The following is a 23,128-nucleotide window of genomic DNA, read 5'->3' as shown; positions in this document are numbered from 1 at the left end:
GCGTCGCCGCCTCACCGGGTCGCGGCCCGCACGAGCGCGTCGAACAGGCCCTGCTGGGCCGGGTCCTCGTGGGCGGTGTCCTCCGGGTGCCACTGGACGGCCGCGAACCAACCGTCGGCCTGGGGGAGTTCGAGGGCCTCGATCGTGCCGTCGGCCGCCCGGGCCGAGACGCGCAGGCCCGCGCCCAGGCGGTCGACGCGCTGGTGGTGGTAGCAGGACGCGTCGGTCTTCTCGGCGCCCGTGGCCCGGGCGACGAGCGAGCCGGGTTCCAGGGTGACGGGGTGCACCAGGTGCCGGTGTTCGCGCTCGGGGCCGCCCATGTCCTGCTCCAGGGTGCCGCCGAGGGAGACGTTGACGACCTGGAGGCCGCGGCAGACGGCGAGCAGGGGCAGGCCCGAGGCCAGTGCGTGCCGGGCGACGTCGAGGTCGAAGGTGTCCTGGAGGGTGTCGACGTCGTAGACGGTGTCGTGGGTGTCGGTGGCGCCGTAGCGGGAGGGGGCGAGGTCGCCACCGCCGGGGAGCAGGACGCCGTCGAAGCGGGATAGCCGGGCGGCCGTGCCGGTGTCCGCCGGGTGGATGCCCGCCGGTTCGCCGCCGGCCCGCCAGACGGCCTCGACCAGGGCGCGGGCGTTGACCTCGGCGGCGTACCGGAGGGCGGAGGTCCGCGCGGAGAACCGGGCGGGGATCGCGATCAGGGGCCTCACAGCTGGATCCAGGTGGTCTTGAGCTCGGTGTACTTCTCCAGCGCGTGCGCGGACTTGTCGCGGCCGTTGCCCGACTGCTTCATGCCGCCGAAGGGCACGGTGAGGTCACCCTCCTCGTAGCAGTTGACCCAGACGGTGCCCGCCTTCAGGGCACGGGAGACCCGGTGGGCGGTGGACAGGTCGGAGGTCCACAGACCGGCGGCGAGACCGTACTCGGTGGCGTTGGCCAGACGGACCGCCTCGTCGAGGTCGTCGAAGGCGAGCACGGACAGGACGGGGCCGAAGATCTCCTCACGCGCCAGTCGTGAGCCGGGGTCCACCCGGTCGAAGACGGTCGGCTCCAGGTAGGTGCCGCCCGTCTCGGCGAGGACGCGGTCGCCGCCGGTGCGCAGCCGGGCGCCCTCGTCGACGCCGTGGCGGATGTGGCCGGTCACGCGCTCCAGGTGTGCACGGCCGACGAGTGCGCCCATCTCCGTCTCCGGGTCGAGCGGATCGCCGACCTTCAGTTCGCGGGCCCGCCGGACCACGGCCTCGGTGATCCGCTCGGCGATCGAGGAGTGCACCAGGAGCCGGGAGGGGGCGGTGCACATCTCGCCCTGGTTGAAGAAGATGCCCCAGGCGGCGGTGGCGGCGGCCCGGTCGAGGTCGGGGGCGTCGGGCAGCACGATGTTGGGCGACTTGCCGCCGAGTTCCAGCCAGACGCGCTTGAGGTTGGAGTCGGCGGCGTAGCGCAGGAAGTGGCGGCCGACGGCGGTGGAGCCGGTGAACGCCAGGACGTCGACGTCCGGGTGGAGGCCGAGGGCGCGGCCCGCCGTGGGGCCGTCGCCGGTGACGACGTTGAGCACGCCGGGCGGGAGGCCGGCCTCGGTGGCGAGGCGTCCGAGGAGCAGGGCGGAGAGGGGGGAGTTCTCCGAGGGCTTGAGGACGACCGTGCAGCCGGCCGCCAGGGCCGGGGCGACCTTCCAGCCGGCCAGGGTCAGCGGAAAGTTCCAGGGGACCACCGCCCCGACCACCCCGGCGGGTTCCCTGGTGACCAGGGCGAGGGCGTCCGGGGCGGTATGCGGGGACTCGTCGGTGAGCTTGTCCGCGAGCTGGCCGTACCAGCGGAAGGTGCCGATGACGGCGCGCAGTTCGATGCCGTACGCGTCCGAGATCGGTTTGCCCATCTCCAGGCTGACCGCGAGGGCGAGTTCCTCGCGCCGCTCTTCCAGCAGGTCGGCGAGGCGGAGCAGGGCCCGGCCGCGCTCGGCGGGTGCCAGGCGCGGCCACGGGCCGGTTCCGAAGGCCCGCCGGGCGGCGGCGACAGCCGCGTCCACCTCGGCGGCGCCGCCGTCGGCGACCTCGGCGAGGACCCGGCCGTCACGCGGGGACACGACCGGGAACGTCGCCCCTCCCCCGGCCTCCTCGGCGCCGTCGATGTGATGGCCACCGGAAAGCTGGAACACCTTGGCGCGGCGCAGCCACTCGTCGTGGGGGACGGCCGGCATGGTGGACCTCCTTTGATCTCAAACGATATGGGTACGGCTGTCCGCGGACGGCGGCGCGTACGGTCAGCCGTCGGCGGCTGCCACGGCCCGGCCCCGCACCCGTGCGGCGACCATGCCGAGGGCCATGACGACCGGGACGGAGAGGGCAAGCCACAGGGCGGTGGTGCGTTCGCCGCCGATGAGGGTGGTGAAGTTGGCCAGAATGAGCCAGATCGCCCCCGCGATGCCGAGCGCGCCCAGGGCGGGCGCGATCAGCGTGTTCCAGAGGCGGGCGTCGAGGCGACCGCGGCGGAAGAAGACGACGACGGACACCGACGTCAGCAGATACAGCAGCATCATCGCCAGCACGGCGACCCCGCTGAACCAGGAGAACAGCGTCAGCACCGGGTCCTTGCCCGCCAGCGCGAAGGGCACCACCAGGAGGACGGCCAGGACCGTCTGGACGCAGCCGGCGGTCCAGGGCGCGTGGCGGCGGTTGAGCCGGCACAGCCGCAGCGGCAGCAGCCGGTCCCGCCCGAGCGAGAACAGGTAGCGGTTGGCCGAGTTGTGGAAGGTGAGGATGCCGGCGAAGAGGGACGTGGCGAGCAGGACCGGCAGCACGTCGCCCACCCAGCCGCCGAAGTCCGCCGCGATGGGCGCGACGACGAACCCGGCGCCGTCGCCGCCCTCCAGGGCCTTGCCCGCGACCGCGCTGGCCTTGGATGCGCCGTAGGAGGAGATGAGCATCCAGGAGACCAGGGCGAAGAAGCCGGTGACCACGGCGACCGCGAGGTACGTGGCCCGTGGCACGGTCTTCCTGGGCTCGCGGGCCTCCTCGCCGTAGATGGCGGTGGCCTCGAAGCCGAACATGGAGGCCACGGCGAACATGACCGCCACACCCGGGGCGCCGTCCAGGGCGGCGGACGGGGAGAAGCTCTCCACGAGGCCGAGCCCCTCGGGTCCGCCGCCCTTGAAGAGGGTGACCAGGGCGAAGACGGACAGGATGCTGAACTCCGCGAGGACGAAGACGGCGAGGACCTTGGCGCCCATCTCGACACCGGCCGCGCCGAGTGCCTGCACGACGGCCATGGTGGCCAGCGTCCAGACCCACCACGGCAGGTCGAGGCCGGTGTGGCTCGCGACCAGGCCGCTGACGATGGAGCCGTAGAGGCCGTACATGGCGGCCTGGATGGTGCAGTAGGCGAAGAGCGCGAGGCCGGCGCTGCCGGTGCCGGTGGTGCGGCCGAGCCCCTTGCCGATGTACGTGTAGAAGGCGCCCGCGTCGACCACGTGGCGGCCCATGGCGACGAAGCCCACCGAGAACAGCAGGATCACCAGGCCCGCCACCAGGTAGGCGGCGGGCACACCGGGACCGTTGCCGAGGGCCACGGCGATGGGGGCCGCGCCGGCGATACCGGTCAGCGGGGCCTGGGCGGACAGGACGAAGAAGAGAATGCCCACGACGCCGAGGGCGTTGGGCTTGAGCGTGCCTGCGGTGGGCGCGTCCGGTTTCGCCGCGTGCCGGGAGACCGTCTGACTGTCCACTCGGATCACCTGCCAGAGAGGAGGAAGGGTCGTTTCAGGCCAAACGAGTTGCCTCATCGTGGGGCTATCCGTTTGGCAAGGGGTGAGGGACGAGGAATTCCAGCGCTGCGGAACGGGAGGCGGCGGGAGAGGGTCAGGCCTTTTCGTCGCGCCGCTCGGCAAGCAGCCGCAGCACCGAGCGCAGCTCGTCCAGGGCCTCGTCGATGACCTCGCGCTCACCGAAGACCAGCTGGTGCAGGACGAGTCCCTCCAGCGTGGCGAACACCATCCGGGACAGGCCCTCGCCGACCGGGCCGGGCAGCATCTGGGTGAGTTCGCGCCGGGTCGCGCCGAAGTACTCGTCGTACAGCGACCGCAGGTGGGCCAGGAGCTCGGGGCGGCGCCGGGACTCCAGCAGCAGTTCGTACTGGAACGCCTGGAGGTCGGGGCCCGACTCGACCATGTCCGTCAGACCGACCGAGAAGTCGGCGGCCTCGCCCGTCCCCGGTTCGAGCGCGCTGCTGCGGAGGGAGGAGCGGATGGCGTGGGCCACGGCCTCCTCGATCAGCGCGTCGCGGGAGCCGAAGTGGTGCACGACCAGGCCGTGGGTGACCCCGGCCTCCTCCGCGACGGCCCGGTAGGTGAGCCTGCGCAGCCCGCCCCGGGCCACGACACGCACGGCGGCCTCCAGCAGGGCCTCACGTCCCGTGCCGTAGTTCACACGCTTGCGGGGTCGGCGCCCGGCGGGCTCGGTCATGCCCGTGACCCTACCCGGGGGCTCCCGCAGAGCAACGGGCCGGCCGGGACCCACACCCCGTGTCAGCGGCGCGGGGGCCGGATGCCACGGAACTCCCAGTCGCCGCCGAGGGCGGTCGAGAGGACCTCCTCCGACTCCGTGGGCTGGGCGCCCACGTCGGTGCGGACGGCGGTCGGGCCGGTCACGACGTGGTTGGTGAGGCGCCCGAGGCCCTCGACCTCCACCTCCACGACGTCACCCGGCTGGACCGGCCGCGAGTTGGCGGGGGTGCCGGACAGCAGGACGTCCCCGGGGTACAGGGTGATGGTGCGGGCGATGTCCGCGACGAGGTAGTGCATGTCCCAGGTCATCTCGTCGGTCGAGCCGTCCTGCACCACCTCTCCGTTGACGTACGTCCGCAGCCGCTTGCCGTGGAAGTCCCAGTCGGTGACCAGACCGGGGCCGAGCGGGCAGAGGGTGTCGGAGCCCTTCACCCGCAGCATCGACCCGGCGTCGGTGTCGCGGAAGTCGTGCAGGCCGTAGTCGTTGGCGACGGTGTAGCCGGCGATGTACTCCCCCGCCTCGGCCTGGGAGATGTTCCGGGCGGTCCTGCCGATGACGATGGCGACCTCGCCCTCGTAGTTGAGCCACTTGCAGCCCTCGGGGCGGACGATGGCGCCCTGGTGGGCGTTGAGGGCCGAGGTCGGCTTGTGGAAGTAGGTGGGGGTGTCGGGAAGTCCGATCCGGAACTCGTCCACCCGGCTGCGGTGGTTGAGGTGAACGGCGATGACCTTGGACGGCACGACCGGCGGCAGATGCTGTGCCGTCTCGGTCTTGACGCGTCGGCCGTCCCCGGCGACGAGTTCGTCACCGTCGACGGTGACCTGGACGGCGGCGCCGTCGAGGAGGATACGGCGGTACTCAGACATGGGCGGACTCCTGCGCGGGGGTGTGGTCTGCGGTCCAGCCGCCGGCGGGGCGGTCGAACCAGAGGTGGGCCTGGCCGGTGCCGACGGAGTTCTCGTACTCGCCGTACTGACGGGCCCGGGCGACGCAGCGCCGCTCGCCGAGCGCGCCGGCCATCATCAGGTAGTGGAAGAACTTCGCCTCCGGCTTGTGGCGCCAGAAGTCGTCCATCGTGTCGAGGACCTTGTCGTGGCGGCCCTCCTTGAACCAGGCGATGCGTTCGTGGTCGGCGGCACGGGCCTCGGGGGTGCGGATGTGCACCGGGTCGCTGGCCTCGTGGTCGCGCAGTTCGCGCAGCGGCCAGAAGGTGTGCGAGAGGGCGCCGGAGGCGATGAGCAGCACCCGTCGCCCGGGGGTCGCGGCGATCCCGTCGGCCAGGGCCCGCCCGAGCCGCAGATGGTCCTCCATGTCGCCGGTCTGGCAGACGCCGATGGTGACCCACCGCTTGTCGGGCAGTCCCTCCCCCAGGTACTTCCAGAGGTTGAGGGTGGCGTAGTAGATCGGCAGGTACTCGTCGTCGATCGGCGTGATCCAGGTGCCGTGCTTGTCGGCGAACGCCGCCACGTTGTGGGCGAGTTCGGGATCGCCGGGGAAGTCGTAGGGCATCCTGCACATGCCGCGCGGCAGTTCCTCGGAGGTGAAGAGCCCGGCTCTGCGCTGCTGGGCGGTGACGACGAACTCGACGGTGGTCGCCCAGTGCGAGTCCAGGACGACGACGGTGTCGTAATCGGTGGCGGCATCCCGCGCGAAAACGTCCTCGCGCAGCTGCCGCAGCCCGGTGACGAGGGTGATCTCCTTGCCCTCGTTGAGCTCCAGCCGGTCGGCCTCGGGCAGCACGATGGTGGGCACGTGGGCGAGCAGCCCGGCCCCGACGATCTCACCCATGGTCCTGGCTCCATCCCTTCGGGGCGGTGACGGTGTTCTTCAGATCGCAGTAGAAGTCGAAGCTCCAGGTGCCGCCCTCACGGCCGACCCCGGACTGCCGGGAGCCGCCGAAGGGCGCCTGGAGGTCGCGCACGAAGAAGCAGTTGACCCAGACGGTGCCGGCGACGAGCCGCCCGGTGACCCGCTCGGCACGCTCCCGGTCGCCGGTCGCGACGGTGGCGGCCAGCCCGAACCGGGTGTCGTTCGCGAGCCGTACGGCCTCGTCCTCACCGGTGAAGGTCTGGAGGGTCAGGACCGGCCCGAAGACCTCCTCCTGCACGATCTCCGAGTCCTGGGCGACGTCGGTGAGCAGGGTCGGCGCGTAGTACTGCCCGTCCTTGCGATGTCCGCCGATGACCGCCCGCGCCCCCGCCGCGACCGCCCGCTGCACAAAACCGTCGATCTTCTCCAGCTGGCGGGGGTGGATGGTGGGCCCGATGTCGGTGCTCTCGTCACGCGGGTCGCCCTGCCGCAGGGCCGTGGCCTTCTCGACGAACCGGCGGGTGAACTCCTCGGCGACCGGTTCCTCGACGAGCATCCGGGTGGCCGCCAGGCAGACCTGTCCGGCGTTGTCGTACTGCTCGACGGCGAGGTCGACGGCCAGGTCGAGATCGGCGTCCGCGAACACCAACAGGGGTGACTTGCCGCCGAGTTCCAGGCTCAGCGGCGTGAGGTTCGCGGCGGCGGACTCCGCGATCCGCTTGGCCGTCGGCACCGACCCGGTGAAGCTGATGCGGCGCACGTCGGGGTGGGAGGTGAGCGCGTCGCCGATCTCGGAGCCGTATCCCTGGACGACGTTGAGGACACCGGCGGGCAGTCCGGCCTCCGCGGCGATGTCGGCCAGCAGGGAGGCGGTCAGCGGCGACCACTCGGCGGGCTTGAGGACGACGGTGTCGCCGGCGGCGAGGGCGGGGGCGACCTTCCAGGTGGCCAGCATGAGGGGCGCGTTCCACGGGGTGATCAGCACGCAGGGACCGGCCGGGTCCCAGCTGACATGGTTGGTGTGACCGCGCGTCTCGAAGTCCTCGTGGTCGAGCCGGAGCAGCCAGTCGGCGAAGAAGCGGAAGTTGTGGGCGACGCGGGGCATGACGCCCCGCCGGTGGGAACGGAGCAGGGCGCCGTTGTCCGTGGTCTCGACGATCGCCAGTTCTTCGATCCGCTTCTCGACGCCGTCGGCGATGGCGTGCAGGATGCGGGCGCGTTCGGCGCGGGGGGTTGCGGCCCAGGCGGGAAACGCGTCCCGGGCGGCGGCGACAGCGGCCTCGGCCTCGGCGGGCCCGCCCCGGGCGATCTCGCCCAGCGCGCTGCCGTCGATCGGAGAGTGGTCGGTGAAGGTACCGGCGGAGACGACGCGACGCCCCCCGATCCAGTGCCGGGTGTCGACGGAAACCCCGGCGACGGAGATGTTGTCAGACATGAGAAGAGCTCCATTCAACGAAGGGCATTGCACGTCCTCAGGGGCGCGGGGCTGTATCGATTTGCGGCTCCGCGCGACAAGCCACGACGAGCCCGCACCCGACCACCGCACTACTCGGCACCCGCTCCGGACGTACCCCCCTCCAGCAACCGCCCCCCGTCCCAAACCACCCCGACCTGCCGGTAGTACGCGGCGATCGGCTCCCGGATCTCCAGCCGCGCCAGCTCCTCCGTCGGCGCTTCGAACAGCTCCAACTCCGCCTCGCCCACCCACGCTTGTCCGGCCTCGAAGGACGCCGCCCCGGACTCGACCAACTCGTCGAGCGCCAGCCCCTTGCCCTTCTCGATCGACGGCAGCCACCGGTGATGCGCCATGGGATGCGCGTTGACGAACCCGCCGCTCTCGGACGGCTCCCGCAGCGTCACCACGGCCTGCGCGAGACGCCTGTCCGCGGCCGCCAGCGTCGCACCGAACCGCGCCCCCGCCTCGATCCGCGGGGCGGGCCCGTACGGGTGGGGCCGGGTCTGGTGAATGGAGCCGAGCTTCTTCGGATACCCCTGGTGCAGCCCCCGCGCGATCGCGAAGTCCTTGTCCACCCAGATGTAGACGCAGCGCGAGTACGTCCGCCCCCGGAACCGGCACCGCACCACCGCGAACGCCTCCTTGTACTGCGCCCGCACGGGGTCCAGCAGCTCCTCCCCCGACGCCGAGCACGACTGCCAGTCGGCCCAGATCAGAGCGACGGCCCCTGGATCCTCGTCCGCCAACTCCAGTGGTTCGGGGAGCAGTTCACGCACGCGTGAGGGATCCGTCCGGTACTCGACGGTGAGCAGGTCACCGGAGTACTGCCAGGGCGGAGAGGGGATCAGCGACGAAGCGCCCGTCGCCGTCTTGGGATGGAAGTAACCACGAAGACCGGTCACGAGAGGGCTCCTTGCGAGGTGAGGGCGGGCTGCTTCAGCAGGTCGGCGCGGTACCGGGCGGCGGCACGGGCCGCGGAAGGCCCACCGAGCGCCACGACACCGACCAGCCGTCCGTGCAGGTGGTAACCGACCAGCACGTCCCCCGAGGGGTCACCGTCGAGGACCCGGACGTCGCCGAGACCCAGGACGGGCGCACCGAAGGACTGCAACCGGAAGTCGTGCTGGTCGCTCCAGAAGGTGGGCAGGGGCGCGAAGGGCGGCAGGCCGGCGTCGCCGACGACGAGTACCTTCGCCGCGTGCTTGGCCGAGTCGGTCGGCACGGACCAGTGCTCGACCCGCCGTGGCACACCGTCGTAGCGGGCGTTCGGGAAGCGGGCGACATCACCCACCGCCACGACCTCGGGCCGGCCGCCGACGCGCAGATGCTCGTCGGTGAGCACCCCGTCACTCAGGTCGAGGCCGTTGCCGTCGAGCCACTCGGTGTTCGCGACCGACCCCACGGACTCCACCACCACGTCGGCGGGCAGCACGGACCCGTCGCTCAGCACGACACCGTTCACCCGGTCGCCGCCCTCGAACCCGGCGACACCCGCACCGAGCACGAAGCGCACCCCCCGCCCCTCGTGCCGCGTGCGCAGCTCGCGCGCGAGCAGCTCCCCGAGCGGCCCGACCATGGGCAGGGGCAGCGGATCGACCACGGTCACCTCGGCGGCACCGAGCCCGACCGCCGTGGCGGCCACCTCGCAGCCGATGAACCCGGCGCCGACCACGACGACCCGTACGCCGGGCCGGGTCAGCTCGTCCCGCAGCGCTTGCGCGTCGTCGATGGTGCGGACCGTGTGGCGGCCGGCGACCGGCCCGGGGCAGCCGAGCCGGCGGGGCCGCATGCCGGTGGCGGCGACCAGGGCGTCGTAGGAGAGTGCCGAGCCGTCGTCGAGTTCGACGGTCCGCTCGGCGAGGCGGGCCGAGACGATCCTCGTGCCCAGCCGCCACTCGACGTCGGTCGCGGACGCTTTCGGCGTGAAGGCCAGCGAAGCGAAGGCCGCCTTGCCCGCGAGGACCTCCTTGGACAGCGGGGGCCGGTTGTACGGCGGGTGCGGCTCGTCGCCGATCACCGTGATGCCGCCGGTCCAGCCCGCGGCGCGCAACTGCTCGGCAGCCCGCAGTCCGCCGAGTGAGGCACCGGCGACGACGATGCGCCCGCTCATGTCAGTCCTCGATCCGGATGGCCTGCAACGGGCAGACGTCCGCGGCCTCCTCGACCTCGTCGCGCAGGGCGTCGTCGGGGTCGGGGACGTAGGCCAGCCGGCCGTCGTCGTCCATCCGGAAGACGTCGGGGGCCGAGAAGACGCACTGGCCGTGGTCCTGGCACTTGTTCATGTCGACGACGACCTTCATGGCCGGTCCTCCTGAATGTGAGGGCGTCGAAGCGGAAGGAAAGGGGCCCGGCCGGAAGGGGCCGGGCCCCGGCCAACGGGGTGCGGTCGAACGCGCCCCGAACTCGTTTGGCTTCAAACAAGGTAGGCAGGGGCAGGGGTCTGGTCAAGAGCTATCCGGATGGATAAATTTCTGCCCCGACCCTCTTGTGGGGCCTCTCGTCCAGCCTTACCGTTTGGCAGCAAACAAGCTCCGGGCGGTCCTGGCTCCGCCGCGCCCGGCTGCTCGCTCTCACGCCACCCGCCTCCCCGGCCCCGTGTCCCGGAGGTGTTCCGACGTCCGCCGAGGAGACAACGGTGAGCGCCCACGATTCTGAAGAAGTCCGCCGCCACATGAGCCGGCTCGCCGCCGACGGCATCGACGTGGTCCGGGTGACCTACCCCGACCTGATCGGCACCGACCGGGCGCGTGACGTGCTGCTCGAGGAGCTGCCCCGGGCCTGTGAGCACGGTCTGGCGTTCTGCCGGGCCGTCTACCACACCAGCCCGCAGGGCGATGTGGTCCCGGTCAGCGGCGGGCTGGACGCGGGGCTGCCGGACATCTGCGTCCGTCCGGACCTCGACACGCTGGTGCCGCTGCCCTGGGAGCCGGGGGTGGCTGCCTGTCTGGGCGAGGTCGTCGACCCGGCGACCGGCGCGCCCGCGCCCGAGTCGCCCCGCGACCTGCTGCGGTCCGTCCTCACCCGGTGCGCCGAGCACGGACTGCGGCCGGTCGTCGGACCCGAGCTGGAGTACTTCCTGTGCGAGCCGGACCCGTCGGGCGGCTGGCGCCGCTACGCACCCGACCCCGGTGTCGTCTACACCGCCGGTCTGCGCGCCGACCCGGACAACCACCTGCTGCGCACCCTGCGCCAGGTGCGCGATCTGAGGGTCGGGGCGATCAGCGGCAACCACGAGTTCGACGGCGGCCAGATCGAGATCAACCTGGCCCACTCGCAGGCCGTGTCGGCCGCCGACCGCTCCTTCCGCTTCAAGGCCGCGATCAAGGAGCTGGCCCGCAAGGAGGGCCGGCTGGCCACCTTCATGGCCAAGCCCTTCAACGACGCCGGCGGCTCCGGCTTCCACCTCCACCTGTCCTGCGACGACGAGGAGGGCCGCAACACCTTCGACGACCCGTCGGGCCCGTACGGCCTGTCCGCCACCGCCCGGCACGCCGTCGCCGGTGTCCTCGCCCACGCGCCCGCCCTCGCCGCGCTGCTCAACCCCACGATCAACTCGTACAAACGCTTCGGCCCGGACACCCTCGCGCCCTGGCTGATCGACTGGGGGCTGGACAACCGCAGCGCCATGGTGCGCATCCCGCCCGAGCGCGGCACCGGCGCCCGGCTCGAACTGCGCCTCGGCGACGCGAGCGCCAACCCCTATCTGGCGATCGCCGGGACGGTCGCCGCCGCGCTGCTGGGCGTGCTGGCCGGCGAGGAGCCGCCCGCCCCGCTGGAGGGCTACGGCTACGACACCGCCCGCTCCGCCCTCCTGCCGCAGACGCTGTCCGCCGCGCTGGACGCGCTGGAGGCCGACACCACCCTGACCGACCTGCTCGGCAAGGGCTTCACCACGTCCTTCCTCTCCTACAAGCGCGACGAGGTCGAACGCTTCCACCGGCATGTCACGGACTGGGAGTTCACCGAGTACGCCTACCACCTGTGACGCCGAGGAGCATGCCGATGACGACCGAGACCCCGACCGACGCCGTGCGCGAGCCGCTGCCCCTGGCCGAGGTGAACCTCGCCGACCTGGACCGGTTCACCGACGGCGTGACGCCCTGGCGGATGTTCCACACCCTGCGCCACGAGGACCCGGTGCACTGGCAGCCCGAGGAGGCGCCCAACTCCGGGTTCTGGGCGCTGACCCGGCACCAGGACATCGTGCGGGTCGACCGTGACGCGCAGACGTTCACGTCGACGAGGTTCGTCAACCTGGAAGAGGTCGACGACGACCAGATCAAGAAGCGCGCCTCGATCCTCGAACTGGACGGGGTGCGGCACCGGGCGCTGCGCAGCCTGATCCAGCGGCAGTTCGGTGCGAACGTGATCAGCGGCTACACCGACTTCCTGCGCGGGCTGACCGCGAAGACCCTCGATGCCGCCCTCGCCAAGGGCCGCTTCGACTTCGTCGAGGACGTCTCGGCGGACTTCCCCATCAACGTGCTCGCCCGGCTGCTGGACGTGCCCCCGGAGGACAACCAGCGGCTCATCGACTGGGGCAACCGCATCATCGGCCACACCGACCCCGACTACGCGGACGTCCTGCTGCACAGCGAGGAGAGCGAGCGGTACCGCGATCTGCCCTTCCGCTCCCCCGCCTCGCTGGAGGTCTTCGAGTACGGCCGTGAGCTGGCACGGCAGCGCCGGGGCGGTGACGGCACGGACCTGGTCTCCCGGCTGGTCAACACCACGCCCCGCGACGGGGTCCCGCTCTCCCCGCAGGACTTCGACAACTACTTCCTGCTGCTGGTCGTCGCCGGCAACGAGACCACCCGGCACACCATCTCCCACTCCATGCTGGCCCTCGTCCAGCACCCCGAGCAGCTGGCCCGCCTCCAGGAGGACCCCTCGCTGATCCCGGTCGCGGTCGAGGAGTTCCTGCGCTGGGCCTCCCCCGTCTACCACTTCCGCCGCACCGCCACGCGCGATGTCGAGCTGGGCGGCAAACGGGTGAAGGAGGGTGACAAGGTGGTGATGTGGTTCGCCTCCGGCAACCGCGACGAGGAGGTCTTCGGCAACCCCTACGACTTCGACGTCACGCGTCGCGACAACGACCACGTCACCTTCGGCAAGGGCAGCCCCCATCTGTGCCTGGGCAACCTCCTCGCCCGCACCGAGATCCGCATCATGTTCGAGGAGCTGATCCCGCGCCTGGCGGACATCCGCCTGGCCGGTGAGGTGCCGCGCGTACGCTCCAATTTCGTCAACGGCATCAAGAGGCTGCCGGTGGAGGTCACCCTGGCCTGACGCCTGCGCTCACCACCCGAGGTGCGGTGCGCCCAGCACCTCGCTGCCGATGTGCGTGCCCGCCTCCGGCTCGTCCGGCCATCTGCCGTGCCGTTCGATGGCGGCCGCGTGCTGGAAGGTCCCTCCGGGAAGGAGCCCCGGCCATCCGCCCCACCGCCAGGCTGGCCGGTCGCGGGCGCTGGGGGAACAGCGGAGCTCCGGACATGCATCGCTGCGCGGTCGGCGAGAGGCTGGTGAGGTCGGCACGGCACGCGTCCCGAGGAGATCGTCATGGACACCGCCACCCTGGAAGAGATGCGGACCACGCTGCGGGGGCCGGTGATCGGCCCGCAGGACGCCGGTTACGACCAGGCCCGCAAGATCTACAACGCGATGATCGACAAACGGCCCGCCGCCCTCGTGCCCTGCACGGACACCGCCGACGTGATGGCCGCGGTGACCTACGTCCGCGACCACGGCCTGGAACTCGCCGTGCGGGGTGGCGGGCACAGCGGCCCCGGCCTGTGCCTCGTGGACGACGGCGTGACGATCGACCTCTCGCCGATGCGCTGGGTGCGGGTCGACCCGGAGGCGCGGACCGCCGAGGTCGGTGGCGGCAGCCACCTCGGCGACCTCGACCACGCCACCCAGGCCTTCGGTCTCGCCACCCCGACGGGCATCATCTCCATGACGGGCGTCGGCGGCCTGACCCTCGGCGGCGGCCACGGCTACCTCACCCGCAAGTACGGGCTGACCGTGGACAACCTGATCGCCGCGGACGTGGTGCTGGCCGACGGCGGTTTCGTCACCGCGAGCGAGACCGAGCACCCGGACCTGTTCTGGGCGCTGCGGGGCGGCGGCGGCAACTTCGGCATCGCGACCTCCCTCACCTACCGGCTGCACCCGGTGGGCACGGTCGGGGTCGGCGTGACCGTCTGGCCGGTCGACAGCACGCGCGAGGTACTGGCGTGGTACCGCGAGTTCCTCCCGCAGGCACCCGACGACGTCTACGGCTTCTTCGCCGTCCTCGTCGTCCCGCCCGGCCCGCCCTTCCCCGAGGAACTCCACGGGCAGAAGGTGTGCGGCGTCGTATGGTGCTGCACGGGTGACCCGGACGCGGTCGGCGAGACGCTCTCGGTGGTGAACGACGCGGGCCGGCCGGCCTTCCACTTCACGACGCCGATGCCGTACGACGCGTTGCAGGGCATGTTCGACGAGCTGATCCCGACCGGCTACCAGTGGTACTGGCGGGGCGACTTCTTCGACCACATCCCCGACGCCGCCCTGGACGTGCACCTCGCGTACGGCCGGAACAACCCCACGCCGCTCTCGCTGATGCACCTCTACCCGATCGACGGGGCCGCCCACCGGGTCGGCCCGGACGACACCGCGTGGAGCTACCGGGACGCGCTCTGGTCCGGCGTCTTCGCCGGTGTCGATCCCGACCCGGCCAACGCCGAGACGATCAGACAGTGGTGCGTGGGCTACCAGGAGGAGCTGCACCCGTACTCGATGGGCGGCTCGTACGTGAACTTCATGGGCTCGGGCGAGGGCCGGGAGCGGGTCCGGGCGACGTACCGCGACCACTACGACAGGCTCGCCCGGATCAAGCGGACCTACGACCCGGACAACCTCTTCCACGCCAACATGAACATCGAGCCGGCGCGAGGATGACGGACACCGGCCACCCCCCAGAAAGGCCCGTCATGGGACAGATGATCGACGCCGACGGCGTGGAACTCTGGGTCGAGCAGCGGGGCGAGGGACCCGACGTCCTGCTCCTCGCGGGGCTCGGGGACCCCGCCGAGGCATGGCAGCCGCAGCTCGACGGGCTCTGCGACCGCTACCGGATCACCGCGTTCGACAACCGTGGCGCCGGCCGCACCCCGCTGCCCGAAGGCCCGCTCTCCGTACCGCGGATGGCCGACGACGCCGCGGCGCTGCTGCGCGCACTGCAGATCCCGGCCGCTCACATCGCGGGCTTCTCGGGAGGCAGTTTCATCGCCCAGGAACTGGCCCTGCGCCATCCCGGCCTGGTCCGCAGCCTCGTCCTGATGAGCACGATGGGCCGCTCGGATCCCTACTTCCGCACCATGACGCGCTTCTGGCACTGGATGGTCGAACGCGCCCCGGACGAGCGGGCCATGCTCGAGGCGTTCTACCTGTGGGTCTACACCCCGCGCGCCCACGCCGACGGCACGGTCGACCGCCTCGTCGACGAGGCCCTGACCTTCGAGCACCCGCAGTCCGCCGAGGCCTTCCAACGCCAGCTCGCGGCGTTCGCCGGCCACGACACCCTCGACCGCCTGGGCGACATCACCGCCCCGGCCCTCGTGCTCGCCGGCGAGATCGACCTCGCCACACCTCCGCGCTTCGGCCGCGCGGTCGCGGAAGGCATCCCGGGCGCCGTGTTCGAAGTGCTGCCCGGGGAGGCGCATCAGCCCTTCCAGGAGGTGCCGGAGGTGTTCAACGCGCGGGTCCTCACCTTCTGGAGGGAGGTGGAGGCGCGGGCCGACGGGTGAGCGCGACGGCCGTGTCGACCGTCCACCGGATCGGCGCAGGGCCGGGGCGGTACGCACCGCGGCGGGCCGCCCGGTGCCCGCCGGGCAGTGGCGGCGGACACCGGGCGGCCCGGATGTGTCAGGCCGCGACGAGGGCGGGGTCCCGTTCCTCCGCCGCGGCGAGCAGGGCGAGGAGCGTCGCCCGGGCGCGCGCCACGCGGGAACGGACCGTGCCGACGGGGCAGTTGCTCAGCGCGGCTGCCTCCGCGTAGGACAGGCCGAGCAGCTGCGTGAGGACGAACGCCTCGCGGCGTTCGTCCGGCAGTCCGGCCAGCAGCTCCAGCAGTGCCACACCCTCGTCGAAGCCGGGCAGGCCGCGCGGCTGGGCGAGTTCGGCCGCCGGCTCCCAGTCCGGCAGGTCGGCCGGGCGGGGCCGTACAGCGGTGTACCGGATGCTGTCGGCCACCGCGCGCCGGGCGATGGCCAGCAGCCAGGCCCGGGCCGAGGAACGGCCCTCGAACCGGTGCAGGCTGCCGAGCGCCCGCAGGAACGTGTCCTGCGCCAGATCGTCCACCGCCTGCGGGTCGGCGCACAGATGGGCGACGTAGCGGATGACGTCACGATGCAGGGCGCGCACGAAGTGGTCGACGGCCGCGGGGTCGCCGCCGCGGGCGGCCAGCGCCCAGGCGGTTATCGACGCGTCGGCCGACGCCGATCTCTCGTGCGGAAGAGGCAGGGCAGGAGTGATCACCTGAAGTCCTTCTCGGGCATCCGGAACCACGGGCACGCGGGCGGGCCGTGAGGTCGGACGTGCGCGCGTGAATGCGGTCCGGTGAGCGGGGGGTGCGGGCGTGCCCGTACGGCGCGTGGGAGGCGTGACCGCCTGCGGGTGCGCGCGGGTACGGGCGTACGGCCGCGACCGGGGCGCGCAGGGGCTGCCCCGGGTTACCACCGGCTGCCGTCAGGCGGCAGCGGGCCCCGCGGGTGGTCCCCGAGTGGTGATCGCGTGGACGAGGAGGAGGCGGCGCGGCGTGCGGTTCGACGGCCGTCGCCGTGCGCGCACGGGCGGGGGCGGCGGCGCGGGGAGGGCGAACAGGAGCCGCAGTGGCGCGGCGAGCCGGCTGCCCACGGCACGCAGCAGCCGGAAGACGGCCCGTTCCCCGTGGCCCAGCCACAGGCCGCACAGCAGCGCGGCCAGGAGGTGGGCGGCGAGCATGCCGAGGGAAGAGTCACCGCCGGGGACATGCCTCATGTGCGGGGACATGGACCCCATGGCGTCCGGGCCCATGCCGTGACTCATGGATCCCATGCCGTGAGTCATCGCCGGCATGTCCATGGAGTCCGTCCCCGGTGCGGCCGGCGTCGGCGGCCCGAGTGAGAACGCCGAGTGGAGAGCCGTCTGGACGGCGACGGCGACGGCCACGACCGTCCGGAGTCCGCGCTCACGGCCCGCCAGACACCAGCCCGCCACGCCCGTCACGGCCCAGCCGGCCACCAGCGTCGGCAGGGGCACATGGTCGCCGGACATCATGACGTGCCCCAGGGCGGCGAGCACGACACAGGCGGCCGCGAACACCGCGGCCCGTATCGTGCGAGCACACCACCCAGCTGTCATGGCGCCTCATCCTCGCATCCGGCCCCGCCCCGACACCCATGGGTACGGATGTCGCCCGGGCCGGGCACTCAATCCCAGCCATGTGATCCAGGCCACTGCCGTGCACCGAGGCGGTGGCACAGGCCGACGGTGACATCGCGTCAGTGGTGGGCGTGGACCACGGCGTGCCCCCGGCCGCGGCCGATCATCCACTTGTTGACCGGGGTCGTGATCAGGAAGGCGACCGCGAAACCGCCCAGCAGCGCGGACCAGAACAGGCCGTCCGACAGATGGGCGTCCATCGCGCCCGGGGTGAGCGCGATGATCGCGTTGTCCACGAATTCCATCACGGCGATCGAGACCGTGTCCGCGGCGAGCGCGACCCGGATCGCGGCCTTGAGGCCGAGGCCGGCCCGCAGAACCGCGAACAGGGTGAACGAGTAGCCGAAGAGGAACGCGAGCCCGATCGCCAGCACCATCGTGGGCACGTTGTCCCACTCCAGCGCCGTGCCGATCACCATGCCGAGGATCTCGCCGATCGCACACCCGGTCAGGCAGTGCAGTGTCGCCTTCACGGCGGTCGCCCAGGACGCCGTCCCGTGCGCATGCTTCTCAGGTCCATGAGCGGTGTGGTCCATACCCCGCACCATATACCCCCGAGGGGTACCTTCACGAGATCCGGATAGAGTGGGCTGCCATGACGACGCAGCCGACTCCACCGACCCGGCCGACGCAGGCCTACCTCGACGAACTGTTCTCCCTCGACGGCCGGGTCGCGGTGGTCACCGGTGGCAGTTCCGGCATCGGGCGCGCCATCACCCGCGCCCTGGCCTATGCAGGAGCGAGTGTGGTCGTCGTGGCCCGCGGCGAGGCCGGTCTGACCGCGACCGTCGAGGAGCTGACGGCACAGGGGTGCCGCGCCGCGTGGGTCAGCGCGGACCTGAGCAGCCGCGACGCCGTGCGGACGGCCGCCGAGCGGGCGGTCGAGGCGTTCGGGGAGCCCGACATCCTCGTCAACAGCGCCGGGATCAATCTGCGTCCGCCGATGGACGAGCTCACCGAGGACGTCTGGGACGCGACGATGGCCGTCAACCTGGAGGCGCCGTTCCTGCTGGGACAGCGCTTCGGCCCCGGTATGGCGGAGCGCGGGTACGGACGGATCATCCACATCAGCTCGCAGCAGGCGCACCGCGCGTTCGTCCAGAGTGGCGCCTACGGCGCGTCCAAGGGCGGGCTTGAGGCACTGGCGCGTTCCCAGGCGGAGGCGTGGTCGCCACGCGGCGTCACCTGCAACCTCCTCGTGCCGGGCTTCGTCATGACACCGCTCAACGCGCGCCTTTCGGCGGACCCGGAGAAGGTGGCCGCCCTCGCCGCCCGCACGATGACCGGGCGCAACGGTGTGCCCGAGGACTTCGCGGGCGCGGCGGTCTTCCTGGCGAGCGCGGCGTCCGCCTACGTCACCGGGCAGTCGGTCTTCGTCGACGGCGGGCTGTCCGTCCACTGATGCCGGCCCCGGCGGCCGGGTCAGCCGCCGGGTGAGTCCCTCCACCACACGAAGACCTCCGTGCTCGGCCCCCGTTCGGAGAACCGGCCGGACGGCGATGCCTCGCGCAGCGACCGCCGCAGGTCCGCCTCGAAGTCGGCCCGGCCTTCTCCGAACAGGTGCGGAGCGGAGAACGACATCGAGAACACCCCGTCGACGACGTCGTCACAGGTCCGCTCCAGCGCCTGCCCACCCGGGACGACGAGCCGGCGGGGGCCGGCGAACCCCGCCCGGACGAACACCTCGGCCTCCCCGCCCGGAGTCCCGTGCGGCAGCACCCCGCGCCCAGCGCGCCGCACGGGACCCAGGTACCGCTTGACCAGCTCGTCCACGGCCGCGTACGGGACCGGCGGGTGCGGCAGGCCGTCGGCGGTCCGGGGCTCGGTCTTCAGGTCCGCGATGTGCAGCAGGGCCCCGCCGGGCCGGAGCATGCCCCTGACGGTCGCCGCCACCAGGTCACGGTCCATCCAGTGGAAGGACTGGGCGAAGGAGGCGACGGTGAAGGTGCCGAGCCCCGCGGGCAGGGTCTCGGCGCGGGCCCGCACCCACCGGGACTTCCCGGCCACCCCGCGTTCGGCGGCGCCGCGTCCGGCTTCGGCGATCATCCCGCTGTCGGGGTCCACGCCGACGATCTCGCCGAACAGGTGCGCAAGGCCGAGGGCGACGGTGCCGGGCCCGCAGCCCACGTCGATCAGCCGCCCCCGCCCGTCCAGCCGCAGCGCCTCGGCGAGCGCGTCCGCGAGCCCGGGGGCGTACGGCAGCCGGCCGCGCGCGTAATGGGCGGCGGTCCCCGAGAACAAGGTGTCGTCCCACTCCCAGCCGGCCACCACGCCCCCCACCGCCCTCACCGCACAGAGATCCGCGACCACCCGTCCGGGTGATGACCTCGATGCTTCCACAGCCGCGCCGGTCACCGGGAATCCCCCGAACGGGGAGCTGCCGACGGGCGATGGCCGGTGCCCGGTGTCACGCTGGGCACACATGACCCGCGGAAGGGAAGCATCGCCATGATCACCACGGAGTACGTCCCCGGTTCCCCCTGCTGGCTCGACCTGGGCGCTCCGGACGTCCGGGCCGCCGCCGCCTTCTACGGTGCCGTCCTCGGGTGGGACTACGAGTCGATGGGTGAGAGCGAGGACTTCGAAGGCGGGATGTTCAAGAAGGACGGGAAGATCGTCGCCGGGCTCGGCAAGCTCACCGAGGAGGGGGCGCGCCCGGCCTGGATGCTCTACTACAGCGTCACCGACGCGGACGCCACGACGCAGGCCGTGCAGCAGGCGGGCGGCGCCGTGCGGGTCGCGCCGATGGACCTCGACGACTGGGGCCGGATGGCGCAGTTCAGCGACCCGCTGGGCGGCCAGTTCGCCGTCTGGCAGCCGGGGACCAACAAGGGCCTGGAGCTGGTGGACCAGCCGGGCTCGCTGTCGTGGACCGAACTGCTCACGACCGACGCGGCGGGCGCGCGGGAGTTCTACGGCACCCTGTTCGGCTGGCAGTTCAGCGACATGCCGCTGCCGGGTGACGCGGGCACGTACACCCTGATCACCCCCGCCGGGCTGTCCGAGGACCGGATGCACGGCGGCCTCATGCAGCTCCGCGCGGAGGACCTGACGCTGACGGGCGGGCGGCCGTACTGGCACCCGGTGTTCGCCGTCGACGACTGCGACGCCGCGGTGGCCAAGGTCACCGAGAGCGGCGGCAGCGTGCAGATGGGGCCGGAGGACGCGGAGGGCGTCGGCCGGCTCGCCGTCTGCCTCGACCCGGCGAACGCGGACTTCGTGGTCCTCTCCCCCTCCGAGACCTGACCGGGCCACCGAGGCAGCGGCAGGACTCGGTGCGGGGTGGCAGCAGCGCGTCACCACTGGACACCCCGCATCACCGCCTCGACACGACTACGGTCGCGGTATGAGCGAAAGGCCCGAGTCCGCGGACGCCCTCCAGCTCGCCCGCCTGGCGGAGGGCTGGGCCGAGGCGATCGTGTCCAACGACCCGGTGCGGATCGCGAGCTTCATGGCGGACGAGTGGGTCATCGTCTCCGATGCGGGGATCGACCCGAAGGAGAAGTTCCTCTCCCTCGTCGAGTCCGGCACGCTCACCCACTCGGCGATGGACCTCAGGACCGACCCCAGGGTCCGCCTCTACGGCGACACCGCCGTGGTGACCGGGCGGGTGACCAACACGGCCCACTACCAGGGCGAGCGCCACGACGCCGACGAGTGGACGACGGACGTGTTCGTGCGGCGGCAGGGCCGCTGGCTGTGCGTGCTGAGCCACATCACACCGGCGGCCCCCGACTGACCCCACAGCCCTCTTGCATATGATGCGCAAATGCGCGACTACAGCATCAGGGAAGCCACGGCGGCCGACATCGACGGGGCCCGGGCGGTGATGCTCGACGCCGTGTACCGCGACTTCGGCACGGGTTACGTGCCGCGGTGGCATGCCGACATCATCGATCCGGTGTCGTTCTACGTCACGCCGCCCCGGCACACCCTCCTGGTCGCCGTGGACGAGCAGGAGGGGGCGGTGGCGGCCACGGCGGCACTGGACGCGCGCGGCCCGGCGCACCCGCCGAACCCGCGCTGGCTGGCCGAGCGGTTCCCCTCGGGTGAGACCGCACAGCTCCGGCGGGTGTACGTGCGCCCCGAGCACCGGCGGCGCGGGCTGGCCCGCCAACTGGTGGCGGGACTGATGGAGTTCGCCCTGGCCGACGGCGGATACCGGTCCGTGTACCTGCACACGTACCCGCACTCCCCCGGCGCGATGGGTCTGTGGCGAGCACTGGGCAAGGTGCTGCACGACGAGCGGGAGGAGGTGCCCGGCGGGGGCAGCGGCGTCGTGCACTTCGAGATACCGCTCGTTTAACGAAAATGGTATTCATATACACTATGAGAACGCCCCACCGCCGACTCCTGTCCGGCCTGCTCGCGCTGCCCCTGCTCTCCGGTTGTTTCGCGTCCTCCGGTGACGACTCCTCGGCTTCCTCCGAGTCCGGCGGCGGCGCACGCCTGCGAGTCGCCCTCCCCTTCGCCCCGACCGAGAACTACTCGCCGTACGGCCAGGACGCGATGCTCCTGTCCCGGCTCGGTGTCATCGAGGGGCTGACCAAGCTGGACGCCAACGGCACGGCGGTACCCGCGCTGGCCGACTCGTGGAGCAGTGAGAACGGCGGCAAGAGCTGGGTGTTCACCCTGCGGGACGCGAGGTTCCAGGACGGCGAGGCGGTCACCGCCGAGGCCGTCGCCGCCGCCCTCACGGCCGCCGGGAAGGCCGACCCGGCACCGTCCGCGCTCTCCGGTGTGAAGCTGACCGCCACGGCCGAGAACGACAAGCGGGTCCGGGTCAGCACGGCCGAGGCCGACCCCGTACTGCCGTTGCGGCTGTCGAACCCCTCCCTCGCGGTGTTCGCGCCGAAGGCGTACGACAGTAAGGGCAAGGTGAACGTCGTCGGCACCGCCACCGGCCCCTTCGCACTCACCAGGATCGACGGTGACACCGCCGCCACGCTGAACCGTTTCGACGACTACTGGGGCGGCCGGGCCCAGGCGTCCGGCGTCACCGCCAGGTTCGTCTCCGACGGCACCGCCCGCGCCAACGCCCTGCGCACCGGCGAGGTCGACATCGCCGAGTCCCTTCCCGTCGCCCAGGTCACCTCCCTGGACAAGAACACCGTCAAGGAGGTCAACACCGCCCGCAACACCAGCCTTTACCTCAACACCAAGTCGGGCGCCTTCACCGACGCGGGGCTGCGGGCAGCCGCACGCGAGGCGATCGACACCTCGGTCATCGCCAAGGGCGCGTACGAGGGGTACGCCGTGCCCGCGCAGGGCCTGTTCGGTCCGGCCCTGACCTGGGCGGCCGGCAAGCGCGTCGAACCGGCCGGGCGGGCTCGGGCGACCGGCCCCGACGGCAAGAGCATCACCCTCGCCACCTACAGCGACCGGCCCGAGCTGCCGGAGGCCGCCCAGGTGCTCCAGCAGCAGCTGCAGAAGGCGGGGTTCAAGGTGAAGCTGGAGGTGCGCACGTACACGCGTCTCGAAGGCGACCTGCTGGGCGGCAAGTTCGACGCCGCGGTCTTCTCCCGCAACATGATGCTCGACACCGGCGACCCGGTCACCGTCCTCGCCGGCGACTACACCTGCGACGGTTCCAACAACCTGTCGTTCCTGTGCGACAAGAACGTGGACAAGCTGGTCGCCGACGCCCAGGCCGAGTCCGACACGGCCGAACGGCAGGCCGCCGCCATGAAGGCGGAGGCGGCCGTCCTCGGCACCGACTCGGTGATCCCGCTGGTGCATCTGAAGCTCGTCGCGGGCATCGCGACGTCCGTGCAGGGCGCGCTGCCCGATCCCTACGAGCGCACCCTCATTGGTACGGGGACCCGACGCTGAACAGCGACAAGACCCCCTCGTTGAAAGGGGCCGCCGCCGGGCTGCGCGCGGTCGCGCGCAGCAGCGCCCCGGC

General features: G+C 72.1%; 23 protein-coding genes. 9 read left to right on the top strand and 14 right to left on the bottom strand.

Annotated features, from left to right (window positions below):
* Positions 1-11: 11 nt before the first annotated feature.
* From ACIRDU_RS10890 to ACIRDU_RS10845, 10 genes are all read right to left on the bottom strand, one after another.
* Positions 12-716: a gamma-glutamyl-gamma-aminobutyrate hydrolase family protein gene (locus ACIRDU_RS10890; protein WP_403577392.1), complete on the bottom strand. Its 705-nt coding sequence runs from the start codon at positions 714-716 to the stop codon at positions 12-14.
* Positions 701-2,191: an aldehyde dehydrogenase gene (locus ACIRDU_RS10885; protein WP_403576934.1), complete on the bottom strand. Its 1,491-nt coding sequence runs from the start codon at positions 2,189-2,191 to the stop codon at positions 701-703. The genes ACIRDU_RS10890 and ACIRDU_RS10885 overlap by 16 nt, the downstream gene beginning before the upstream one ends.
* A 63-nt stretch (positions 2,192-2,254) precedes the next feature.
* Entirely contained in the window at positions 2,255-3,715 is a 1,461-nt protein-coding gene (locus tag ACIRDU_RS10880; protein ID WP_403576932.1) for an APC family permease, read from the bottom strand.
* 133 nt (positions 3,716-3,848) lie between these two features.
* Entirely contained in the window at positions 3,849-4,451 is a 603-nt protein-coding gene (locus ACIRDU_RS10875; protein ID WP_403576930.1) for a TetR/AcrR family transcriptional regulator, read from the bottom strand.
* A gap of 62 nt (positions 4,452-4,513) precedes the next feature.
* Positions 4,514-5,359 carry a fumarylacetoacetate hydrolase family protein gene (locus ACIRDU_RS10870; protein WP_403576928.1) on the bottom strand — a complete coding sequence of 282 codons (846 nt, stop codon included), beginning with the start codon at positions 5,357-5,359 and terminating at the stop codon, positions 4,514-4,516.
* Positions 5,352-6,281: a 3,4-dihydroxyphenylacetate 2,3-dioxygenase gene (locus ACIRDU_RS10865; RefSeq protein ID WP_403576926.1), complete on the bottom strand. Its 930-nt coding sequence runs from the start codon at positions 6,279-6,281 to the stop codon at positions 5,352-5,354. The genes ACIRDU_RS10870 and ACIRDU_RS10865 overlap by 8 nt, the downstream gene beginning before the upstream one ends.
* The gene (locus ACIRDU_RS10860) at positions 6,274-7,737 is read right to left on the bottom strand and encodes an aldehyde dehydrogenase (protein ID WP_403576924.1); all 1,464 of its coding nucleotides are present in this window, start codon (positions 7,735-7,737) and stop codon (positions 6,274-6,276) included. The genes ACIRDU_RS10865 and ACIRDU_RS10860 overlap by 8 nt, the downstream gene beginning before the upstream one ends.
* 110 nt (positions 7,738-7,847) lie before the next feature.
* Positions 7,848-8,660: an acetoacetate decarboxylase family protein gene (locus ACIRDU_RS10855; protein WP_403576921.1), complete on the bottom strand. Its 813-nt coding sequence runs from the start codon at positions 8,658-8,660 to the stop codon at positions 7,848-7,850.
* Positions 8,657-9,868, bottom strand: coding sequence for an NAD(P)/FAD-dependent oxidoreductase (locus ACIRDU_RS10850; RefSeq protein ID WP_403576919.1), 1,212 nt, complete (start codon positions 9,866-9,868; stop codon positions 8,657-8,659). Before ACIRDU_RS10850 ends, ACIRDU_RS10855 begins: the two co-directional genes overlap by 4 nt.
* 1 nt (position 9,869) lies before the next feature.
* Entirely contained in the window at positions 9,870-10,058 is a 189-nt protein-coding gene (locus ACIRDU_RS10845; protein WP_031108213.1) for a ferredoxin, read from the bottom strand.
* 335 nt (positions 10,059-10,393) lie between these two features.
* Between ACIRDU_RS10845 and ACIRDU_RS10840 the strand changes: the two genes are divergently transcribed.
* The 4 genes from ACIRDU_RS10840 (at position 10,394) to ACIRDU_RS10825 (ending at position 15,548) form a co-directional block, all read left to right on the top strand.
* A complete protein-coding gene (locus ACIRDU_RS10840) occupies positions 10,394-11,743 on the top strand; it encodes a glutamine synthetase family protein (RefSeq protein ID WP_403576917.1) in 1,350 nt (449 codons plus the stop codon).
* 17 nt (positions 11,744-11,760) lie between these two features.
* The gene (locus ACIRDU_RS10835; protein ID WP_403576915.1) at positions 11,761-13,047 is read left to right on the top strand and encodes a cytochrome P450; all 1,287 of its coding nucleotides are present in this window, start codon (positions 11,761-11,763) and stop codon (positions 13,045-13,047) included.
* Positions 13,048-13,317: 270 nt separating this feature from the next.
* Entirely contained in the window at positions 13,318-14,700 is a 1,383-nt protein-coding gene (locus ACIRDU_RS10830; protein ID WP_403576913.1) for an FAD-binding oxidoreductase, read from the top strand.
* Positions 14,701-14,732: 32 nt separating this feature from the next.
* On the top strand, positions 14,733-15,548 hold the full coding sequence (locus tag ACIRDU_RS10825) for an alpha/beta fold hydrolase (RefSeq protein ID WP_403576911.1): 816 nt from the start codon (positions 14,733-14,735) through the stop codon (positions 15,546-15,548).
* 118 nt (positions 15,549-15,666) lie between these two features.
* Here ACIRDU_RS10825 and ACIRDU_RS10820 read toward each other — a convergent pair whose 3' ends face one another.
* The 3 genes from ACIRDU_RS10820 to ACIRDU_RS10810 all read right to left on the bottom strand — a co-directional run bounded on the left by ACIRDU_RS10820 (position 15,667) and on the right by ACIRDU_RS10810 (position 17,759).
* Complete coding sequence (locus ACIRDU_RS10820) at positions 15,667-16,278, bottom strand: sigma-70 family RNA polymerase sigma factor (protein ID WP_403576909.1); 612 nt, start codon at positions 16,276-16,278, stop codon at positions 15,667-15,669.
* Positions 16,279-16,488: 210 nt separating this feature from the next.
* A complete protein-coding gene (locus ACIRDU_RS10815) occupies positions 16,489-17,142 on the bottom strand; it encodes a hypothetical protein (RefSeq protein WP_403576907.1) in 654 nt (217 codons plus the stop codon).
* Positions 17,143-17,282: 140 nt separating this feature from the next.
* Entirely contained in the window at positions 17,283-17,759 is a 477-nt protein-coding gene (locus tag ACIRDU_RS10810) for a DUF4396 domain-containing protein (protein ID WP_403576905.1), read from the bottom strand.
* A 59-nt stretch (positions 17,760-17,818) separates the two neighbouring features.
* Here ACIRDU_RS10810 and ACIRDU_RS10805 point away from each other — a divergent pair, with 59 nt between their 5' ends.
* A complete protein-coding gene (locus tag ACIRDU_RS10805) occupies positions 17,819-18,625 on the top strand; it encodes an SDR family NAD(P)-dependent oxidoreductase (RefSeq protein ID WP_403576903.1) in 807 nt (268 codons plus the stop codon).
* A gap of 20 nt (positions 18,626-18,645) precedes the next feature.
* On the opposite strand, the gene ACIRDU_RS10800 is transcribed toward ACIRDU_RS10805, so the two are convergent.
* A complete protein-coding gene (locus ACIRDU_RS10800; RefSeq protein WP_403577389.1) occupies positions 18,646-19,494 on the bottom strand; it encodes a class I SAM-dependent methyltransferase in 849 nt (282 codons plus the stop codon).
* A gap of 177 nt (positions 19,495-19,671) precedes the next feature.
* Here ACIRDU_RS10800 and ACIRDU_RS10795 point away from each other — a divergent pair, with 177 nt between their 5' ends.
* From ACIRDU_RS10795 to ACIRDU_RS10780, 4 genes are all read left to right on the top strand, one after another.
* Positions 19,672-20,469 carry a VOC family protein gene (locus ACIRDU_RS10795; protein ID WP_403576901.1) on the top strand — a complete coding sequence of 266 codons (798 nt, stop codon included), beginning with the start codon at positions 19,672-19,674 and terminating at the stop codon, positions 20,467-20,469.
* Positions 20,470-20,569: 100 nt separating this feature from the next.
* Positions 20,570-20,962, top strand: a complete 393-nt coding sequence (locus ACIRDU_RS10790) for a nuclear transport factor 2 family protein (RefSeq protein WP_403576899.1) — start codon at positions 20,570-20,572, stop codon at positions 20,960-20,962.
* A gap of 30 nt (positions 20,963-20,992) precedes the next feature.
* Positions 20,993-21,529 carry a GNAT family N-acetyltransferase gene (locus ACIRDU_RS10785; RefSeq protein WP_403576897.1) on the top strand — a complete coding sequence of 179 codons (537 nt, stop codon included), beginning with the start codon at positions 20,993-20,995 and terminating at the stop codon, positions 21,527-21,529.
* 23 nt (positions 21,530-21,552) lie between these two features.
* Positions 21,553-23,055, top strand: coding sequence for an ABC transporter substrate-binding protein (locus tag ACIRDU_RS10780; RefSeq protein WP_403576895.1), 1,503 nt, complete (start codon positions 21,553-21,555; stop codon positions 23,053-23,055).
* Positions 23,056-23,128: the final 73 nt, after the last annotated feature.

Origin of the sequence: Streptomyces sp. NPDC093598 (genome assembly GCF_044764825.1) — a bacterium.
Taxonomy (GTDB): Bacteria; Actinomycetota; Actinomycetes; order Streptomycetales; family Streptomycetaceae; genus Streptomyces.
Note: the sequence above shows the minus strand (reverse complement) of the source record. Positions and strands in the feature narration are given on the sequence as shown.